This window comes from Gemmatimonadota bacterium, from assembly GCA_026705765.1.
Taxonomy (GTDB): Bacteria; Latescibacterota; UBA2968; order UBA2968; family UBA2968; genus VXRD01.
Map to the genome: position 1 here is coordinate 51,638 of JAPPAB010000036.1, position 7,917 is coordinate 59,554.

Genomic DNA, 7,917 nt, shown 5'->3' on the forward strand with positions numbered 1-7,917 from the left:
TCTACCTTACGAAAGGAGAGTAACAATGGCTTCAACCGCAGAACGTATCAGAAACCTCATCGCGGAAAATCTGGAAGTCGATGGACAGCCAATTGAGTTGCCCGATGACCTGAACATCAGCCTCCAGGAGGCTGGAATTTCCTCTGTAGATCTCGTCGCGTTCGCGAAAGTAGTCGCACAGGAATTCAACGTTGAATTTACGCTTGAAGATTGCGGTGATGTCAAAAGCGTACAGGAACTGGTCGAACGACTGGACGCAGCCTGAAATCCTCTCCAGCCGGAGAACGTACGCTTCTTACACAACAGGCCCCGGATGGAAATTCGGGGCCTGTTGGTTTATGGGGATTCGATAAAGATTCCGCTTATTAAACCTTTCACTCTTCACACTTCACAATGAGCACCAATAACCCCAGCAGTGCTTCACACATCCGCTACCAGCCCGATGACAGGCTCTCGGCCACCCTCTCCCTTGGCCTCGGCTTCCAAATCGCCGTTCTCAGTATAGCTGGCATCATATTGATCCCAACAGTCGTGATGCGCGCTGCGGATGCGACTGAAGCGTATCTATCATGGGCAGTGTTTACCGCTGTCGCAATCGGCGGTGCGGCCACAATTCTACAAGCGGTCCGCATCGGCCGCATTGGTATGGGTTACATACTCGCCATGGGACCTTCTGCGGCCTTTATCGCGGTCTGCATCACAGCGGTTGCCGAAGGCGGTCCGGCGATGCTCGCCACTCTGGTCGTCATCACAGCGCTTGTCCCGCTTGTACTTTCCTATCGGCTTTCGCTGTTCCAACGGCTCTTGACGCCTGCCGTCGCGGGAACAGTCATCATGCTGATACCCATCACGGTGATGCCAGCCATCTTGAACCTGCTATCAGCCACACCGCCCGGAACCCCGGTCCTATCTGCTCCGCTGAGTGCGCTTGCAACAATCATCATCATCAGCGGCATCGCGCTAAAGGCGACAGGAGCGTGGCGCCTGTGGGCACCTGTCATCGGCGTTGTCGCTGGCTCAGTAATTGGCGGCTTCTTCGGTCTATACGACACAGACCGCGTCGCCTCGGCTTCGTGGATCGGCATACCGACGAATGAATGGCCGGGCTTTGATCTCGATTTTGGACCGACATTCTGGGCACTGCTTCCGGCATTCTTGCTCGTCGCCGTAATCAATTCCATCCGAACGATCAGCAGTGCCATCGCCATCCAGCGCATATCGTGGCGCCAGAGCCGGGCAGTAGATTTTCGGGCAGTGCAGGGTGCGATGACCGTAGATGGTATGAGCACTCTGATTTCCGGTCTCGCGGGGACAATGCCAAACACAGCCTATACAGTGGGCGTATCGGTGACCGAACTTACCGGGGTCGGTGCCCGTAGCGTCGGGGTTGCCACCGGGGTCGTGTTCATTGCGATGGCGTTCCTTCCGAAAGTAATCGCCTCAATCCTGGCGATACCAGGTCCGGTCATCGCAGCTTATCTCACCGTACTGCTATCAGCCCTCTTCGTAGTCGGCCTGAGGATAGTCGTACACGATGGCATCGACTATCGCAATAGTATGATCGTCGGCATCGCGTTCTTTGTCGGGGTCGGTTTCCAGAGCGGCCTGATATTTCCCGAATACATCTCGGAATTTGCAGGTGGTCTGTTGGAGAATGGGATGAGCGCGGGAGGTTTCACAGCTATCCTCATGACCATATTCGTAGAAATAGCAGAACCTCGCCGCAGTCGAATAGAAACGGAGTTCGATATTTCCGCCCTGCCAAAAATCAGAGACTTTCTCGGCGCATTTGCATCCCGCAATAATTGGGACACAGCAATGGCGAACCATCTGGACGCCGCTGCTGAGGAAACATTGCTGACACTCATCCCACAAGATGAAGAAAAACGCGACCGACGGCGCTTGCGCCTTACCGCGCACAGAGAAGAAGGCGACGCAGTCCTCGAGTTCGTCGTCGCATCCGGAGAGGAAAATCTTCAGGATCAGATCGCACTACTCAGCGAGCAGGCGGACGAAACCCCTGTGGAGCGAGAGGTTTCACTTCGGCTGTTGAGACACATAGCGTCATCTGTTCGCCACCAGCAATATCACGACACGGATATCGTGACCGTGCATGTGAAAGCTCACCATCAAGCACCGCCATAAGCTCTCGCAAAATAGGTCTGGAAACCTTCTGGCCCGGGCCAGCCATCGAAAAGGCGGCAATTCTCAGGGATCTGACCCTCTGCACCGTTTTTGAGCCAGTCGATCAATAGGGGATCAGCACCCCGGCGCTCGAGTTCAGAAAGACCCGCGGCATGCAGGCTCTGAACGCGGTCGGGATATTCCGCTGCCGTATTGTCCAGTGACCCATAAGGCGTGAGCATGCAATCTTCGGTCCTGGGTTGCCATTCCAGGTACCCGTCCTGGTCGAACACAGTGAAAAATCCGCGCTGTGGTGCCCATCCCCGGGCAGTGCCCGCAAGCGCGAGTTGCCGCATTCCCACACTGCCTTCCCGTGCGGCGGTGAGGATATCCTGGCTGTCTATATCCCCCGGAATGGGCGCACCGGCCAAATTGGCGACAGTAGCGTAAAAATCCTGGGGTTGGAAAATAGCTGAACTGCGTCCCCCGTCATCTTCGGGCGTTTTGATAATGAGCGGAATGTGAATCTCCTGTTCGTACACAGGCGCGTACTTGCCAAAGCGCCCGCGCTCGCCCACATTAGTACCGTGATCTCCGGCAATAATGATCGCGGTATTTTTGCTCAAGCCAGTGGCGTCAAAGGCTTCGAGAAACCGCCCGAAGCAATGATCCATCCATGTGACCTTGGCCGCGTAACTGGCTTTCATACGGGCTTTGGCTTCATCGGGCAAATTGGGATTATTGCGCGATCCCTGAAAAGCGCGGGGATCAAGCCGCCCATCGTAACCGGGGGTCTTGTCGTATTTGAGCATAAAGGCCGGGGGCACGTCCCAGGGTTCGTGAGGGTCGAAGCAGTCAATCCAGAGAAAGAAATTTTCCCGCCGCGCATTATCCCGCAAGAATTGGGCTGCCGTATTGAACAACTTCGCACAATTCCAGTCGTCTAAGTTTGTGCGTCCCCGATTGGTACGGGCATACGTATAGTTGTGTTTTGTCAGATCCGCATCTTCGCCCAAAACATCGAATAAGGGATCTCTGCACCAGTTGCTCGGCCACTGCGCTTCATCGTCCATCCAGGCGCGGTCAACCTCTGCACCGCGGATAAATGTCCATGTGTGGAACGGATAATCAAAAGCGTGCCCCCCGTTGACGAGATGCGGCGTATCGTGAATAAGCTGTGTCGCGTATCCCGCTTCTCCCAGCACAGAGGGAAGAGACCGCGTGTCAAAAGGCAGGGGTTTCCAGGTTTGAAAGGGACTGCCGTATTTCCCGGTCATAACATCCGTGCGATAGGGAATGGTGGGAAAGCTGGCGGCAAAAGCGCGGTCAAAACACCATGACTGCGCAGATAAACGATCGAGATTGGGTGTTTCGATCCAGTCATTTCCGTTCGCACCAATATAGTCATAGCGCATCGTATCAATGATAATGAGTACGATATTCATGAAGCCTCCTTATGCCGTCTCCAGCAGTCAGCAACCCCCAGTCCCAACCCCTCTTCTTCATCTGCGTTCATCTGCGTCATCTGCGGATCACACTTCCTCCACCACAGGTGGGCGCCTTCCCGCAGAGGGTGGCGTCAAGATACGCCGCTGTTGGTCCGATGGGTTGGTATAGTCATCTGCATTGTAAAAATTATTGGAATATGCCAGATGGCCCGGCGCGTATTTATACAGAAATGCGCGGCGTTCATGGCTTGCTCTCCACGGCATCGTACCGTGCATCAGCGCCTCTGTAAAAATCAATGCATCGCCTGCTTCCACTTCTGGTTGAACCATATAATCGGGAACGCGTTCAAAATTTCGCACTTCGGGTGGCACATTTTGACCAAAATTGGTCTTATGGCTCCCGGGAACACAGGCAAAGCCGCCATCTCCCGCCTTTGCATCTGCCAAAAAGAACGTCACCACACTCAACCCATTCAACATCTCACCTTCCAGATACAGGTACTTGCGCTGACTGCCCGTATGCCCGCCGGGCGCGCCGTGCAAGCGGCCACAAGCAGCCCCCGGCCTCATAAAAATGCAATAGTCGTGATCGAGCCGAAAATTCGGACCGAGCAATTCAATTAAATACGGCAAAATACGCGGGTGATCGATCAAAGCCTGTGTCTCTGGCGACCACGCAGACACGCGCCCCACTTGCCGGCGACCAACTCGCCCCTTTGAATCCTTGTCCGGATCGTCGTAATCCCGCACAAATGTCGCATCCGCAACCTCATTGAGCCGTTTGACTTCCTCAGGCTTCAACACATTTTTAATGACCAGATAGCCCTCCAGGTCAAACATAAACCTTTCTTCGGGTGTCATTTCGCCCTCTCCTTTTAAATATAATTCGTCGAACCATCGGGCGCTTTGGTACTCCCACGTTCCCAGTGGACGTATTCACCCGCCCTGATGACCTCTTCATTCACCTCCACACCCAAACCGGGGCGATCGGGCCTCAATTCCAGATATCCATCCACAGGCCAATAGGGTTCGTCCAACCAATTCAGGGCATTGCTTTCATCGGGCAGGTGATATTCCAGAATTTTGAAATTGGGCGTGGCAGCTGCAAATTGGACATTGACCGCTGTAGCCAATGGTCCCATCGGATTGTGCGGCGCCACCGTCACATAATGCGCCTGTGCAATCGCAGCGATCTTCCGCATCTCCAACAAGCCACCGCATATACAAATATCTGGCTGAATAATATCCGCGCCATCTTTTGACATCAAATCCAAAAATTCAAACTTCGTGTACAGAGATTCTCCCGTTGCCAGCGGAACCTGCATTTGTGAACGCAAGCGCGCCCACGCATCGCTGTTCTCGGGCCTTAACGGTTCTTCATAAAAAAGCGGATCGTAAGGCGCAAGAGCATTGGCCAGTTGCAACGCGCGAATTGGCTCAAAAATTTTGGCATGTGGATCAAAGGCAAATTCCCAGTTGTCATCCGAATACTTTCGCAATGCCTCGAAATAATCGGCGGCAGCCGCACAGACCCGACCCCATCGGTCTGCACTGGGATCCAGGCGAAACGGACTGGTCTTAAATGCCGTAATACCGTGCTCTTCATTTAGCTGGCGCGCAACTCTTGCTGCTTCCCTGCCGTCTTTTCCACCAACACTCCGATAAACCTGAATGCGATCGCGCACAGCACCGCCCAACAGCATATAAACCGGCAACCCCGCAGCTTTGCCACTAATATCCCAAAGCGCGTGGTCCAGGCCCGACATAGCGGAAAGACCTATTGCCCCTGGTGGAAATCTGAACTGCTGAAACAGCTTGAGCATGATATACTCAATCCGCCGAGGATCTTCGCCTTTAACCAGCTCAAAAATATAATCCATCGTTGGACCAATTGCCAGATCGGGCCCGGGGCTATAGCACTCTCCCCATCCGTAAATACCTTCGTCAGTTTCGACCTTCACCAGCGCACGGGACCGCTGCCCCATGCTCGCCATAAACGTCTTGATCGCTGTAATCTTCATATCTATCCTCCCACTTTGCACGCCACGCGATAAACATCCGTTCTCGCGGTAAAAAATAACGCCTTCCGATCTTCGCCGCCCCAGTTCAAATTGGCAGCGGGAAGAGGCAGTCTAATTTTCCCAAGAAGGTCGCCCCCAGGATTAAACACCCACACAGCCCCAGGTCCCGTGCAGTAAATATTCCCATTGTGGTCCAGCTTCATGCCATCAGGTGCGCCATCTTCATCGCCTTTCAGTTCGGCCAATACCCTGCCATTTGCGAGAGAGCCATCATCCTGCACGTCAAATGCGCGAATATGTCCCCGCTGCGTGTCATCGACGTACAGGGTCTTTTCATCGGCTGTTATCGCCAACCCATTGGGGCGTTCAAAATCGTCAATCAAAAGAATGGGTTCTGATTCCCCCAGAGGCAGGCGATATACCCCCAGAAACGGCAATTCCTGTTCTGCCACCACGCCGTGGCTGCTCGACAGACCATAAGGAGGATCCGTGAAAATGATATCCCCATTCTGACATACAACCAGATCGTTGGGCGAATTGAGCTTTTTGCCCTGATAGGAATCCACCAGCGTTTTCAACTCGCCATCTGCCTCTATGCTTACCCGACGGCCAGAGTGTTCGCACGAAAGGAGCCGCCCCTCTCCATCCAATGTCAATCCATTTGAATGATAACTCGGTTGGCGATATGCGACTATCCCCCCTTCTGGCGTCCACTTAAAAATGGTATTTGCCGGAATATCCGAAAAAAACAAACAGACCTGTGCGGGGTCCCAGACCGGGCCCTCGGTGAACTGAAACCCATCAGCAATCAATTCGGGTTCTGCCGCGGGATCGACCAGATCGGCCATCTCGTCCCGAATAACTTCAATACCCATTGTATGAACCTTTCCCGAAGAGTAAAAAAAGCCTTGTGAACCATTTTATCGTCTTATATTAAAAGCAGCGAATCAATTTAAGAGCATTTATACACATCGGCAACCGTTAAAGGAGGGGTTATGGAGCGTGTAATCAGCCTGCTGGGTCTGGTCGTCATGATGGGCCTGGCCTGGGCTATGAGTAAGCACAAAAAACAGGTGAGCCTTCGCGTGGTCTGGGGCGGGCTGTTTTTGCAACTTGTCCTCGCGTTATTCATTCTAAAGACATCAATAGGTGCGGCCATATTTCAAAGCATCGGAGATTTTTTTACCGCCACATTGGGCTTTGTCGATGCGGGCACAAGCCTGGTATTTGGAGAAGAATACGTCCACCATTTCTTTGCCTTCAAAGTATTGCCCACCATCATCTTCTTTTCCTCATTGATGTCCATTCTCTATTATCTGGGCATCATTCAAAAAGTCGTTGAAGCATTTGCCTATGTCATGCAACGCACATTGGGAACTTCGGGATCGGAAACACTCTCTGCAGCGGCCAATATTTTTGTCGGACAAACAGAAGCCCCGCTGATGGTGCGTCCATACATAAGCAGCATGACAAAATCCGAACTCATGGCATTGATGGTCGGTGGCTTTGCGACCATTGCCGGGGGCGTCCTGGTCGCCTATGTGGGCATGGGCATTGACGCGGGACATCTCGTAGCCGCGTCGGTCATCTCCGCACCTGCAGCACTGTTGATTTCCAAACTGATGATCCCTGAAACCGAGCAATCCGTGACCAGGGGACACGTTGAATTAAGTGTAGATGAAAAACACGCCAATATCGTGGATGCAGCCACCAATGGAGCTTTAGACGGCATGAAACTAACCCTCAACGTCGTCGCAATGCTCATCGCATTCCTCGCCCTTGTCGCATTGGTCGATGCCATTCTCGGATTGATTGGTGGGTGGATTGGCGCGCTCCTTGGATATAACTGGCACTGGTCCCTCGCCGCACTTTTCGGTTATGTCTTTGCACCATTTGCCTATCTGCTGGGCATCCCGTGGGCCGATTGCTTTTATGCCGGTGAATTACTGGGCAAAAAGATGGTACTCAACGAATTTATCGCCTATGCACAAATGATGGAATGGTCCCAGCCCAATTCCGGCGTGGTCTTGAGCGAACGGAGCACCTTGATCCTGACGTATGCATTGTGCGGCTTTGCCAACTTTGGCAGCGTGGGCATCCAAATCGGCGGCATTGGCGGCATTGCCCCAGAGCGCCGCACAGAATTAGCCATCCTCGGCATACGCGCCATGATCGGCGGCACACTTGCAATGATGATGACCGCCTGTGTTGCTGGTATTTTAATCTAAAAAAACGCTGTTGGTTGACTTTTATCAAATAGCCCGTAAAACCCACAGCCTTTAGGCGTGGGAAGCAGACGCGAGTTGGCGAGCGTTGTTTTGCAA

General features: G+C 53.2%; 7 protein-coding genes. 3 read left to right on the forward strand and 4 right to left on the reverse strand.

What is annotated here, in order from left to right; all coding sequences use genetic code 11:
* Positions 1-25: 25 nt before the first annotated feature.
* Both OXH16_04650 and OXH16_04655 read left to right on the forward strand, forming a co-directional pair.
* Positions 26-265: an acyl carrier protein gene (locus OXH16_04650; protein MCY3680663.1), complete on the forward strand. Its 240-nt coding sequence runs from the start codon at positions 26-28 to the stop codon at positions 263-265.
* 128 nt (positions 266-393) lie between these two features.
* Complete coding sequence (locus tag OXH16_04655; GenBank protein ID MCY3680664.1) at positions 394-2,145, forward strand: hypothetical protein; 1,752 nt, start codon at positions 394-396, stop codon at positions 2,143-2,145.
* On the opposite strand, the gene OXH16_04660 is transcribed toward OXH16_04655, so the two are convergent.
* The 4 genes from OXH16_04660 to OXH16_04675 form a co-directional block, all read right to left on the reverse strand.
* A complete protein-coding gene (locus OXH16_04660; protein ID MCY3680665.1) occupies positions 2,130-3,569 on the reverse strand; it encodes a sulfatase in 1,440 nt (479 codons plus the stop codon). The genes OXH16_04655 and OXH16_04660 overlap by 16 nt on opposite strands.
* Positions 3,570-3,656: 87 nt before the next feature.
* On the reverse strand, positions 3,657-4,433 hold the full coding sequence (locus OXH16_04665) for a phytanoyl-CoA dioxygenase family protein (protein MCY3680666.1): 777 nt from the start codon (positions 4,431-4,433) through the stop codon (positions 3,657-3,659).
* A gap of 14 nt (positions 4,434-4,447) precedes the next feature.
* Complete coding sequence (locus tag OXH16_04670) at positions 4,448-5,593, reverse strand: mandelate racemase/muconate lactonizing enzyme family protein (protein MCY3680667.1); 1,146 nt, start codon at positions 5,591-5,593, stop codon at positions 4,448-4,450.
* A 2-nt stretch (positions 5,594-5,595) separates the two neighbouring features.
* Complete coding sequence (locus tag OXH16_04675; GenBank protein MCY3680668.1) at positions 5,596-6,468, reverse strand: SMP-30/gluconolactonase/LRE family protein; 873 nt, start codon at positions 6,466-6,468, stop codon at positions 5,596-5,598.
* 120 nt (positions 6,469-6,588) lie between these two features.
* Between OXH16_04675 and OXH16_04680 the strand changes: the two genes are divergently transcribed.
* The gene (locus tag OXH16_04680; GenBank protein ID MCY3680669.1) at positions 6,589-7,821 is read left to right on the forward strand and encodes a NupC/NupG family nucleoside CNT transporter; all 1,233 of its coding nucleotides are present in this window, start codon (positions 6,589-6,591) and stop codon (positions 7,819-7,821) included.
* Positions 7,822-7,917 lie beyond the last annotated feature (96 nt).

Bases quoted from the DNA above. Each gene is read 5' to 3' on its own strand.
- OXH16_04650 (MCY3680663.1), top strand. From the start codon at position 26: ATGGCTTCAACCGCAGAACGTATCAGAAACCTCATCGCGGAAAATCTG.
- OXH16_04655 (MCY3680664.1), top strand. From the start codon at position 394: ATGAGCACCAATAACCCCAGCAGTGCTTCACACATCCGCTACCAGCCC.
- OXH16_04660 (MCY3680665.1), bottom strand. From the start codon at position 3,569: ATGAATATCGTACTCATTATCATTGATACGATGCGCTATGACTATATT.
- OXH16_04665 (MCY3680666.1), bottom strand. From the start codon at position 4,433: ATGACACCCGAAGAAAGGTTTATGTTTGACCTGGAGGGCTATCTGGTC.
- OXH16_04670 (MCY3680667.1), bottom strand. From the start codon at position 5,593: ATGAAGATTACAGCGATCAAGACGTTTATGGCGAGCATGGGGCAGCGG.
- OXH16_04675 (MCY3680668.1), bottom strand. From the start codon at position 6,468: ATGGGTATTGAAGTTATTCGGGACGAGATGGCCGATCTGGTCGATCCC.
- OXH16_04680 (MCY3680669.1), top strand. From the start codon at position 6,589: ATGGAGCGTGTAATCAGCCTGCTGGGTCTGGTCGTCATGATGGGCCTG.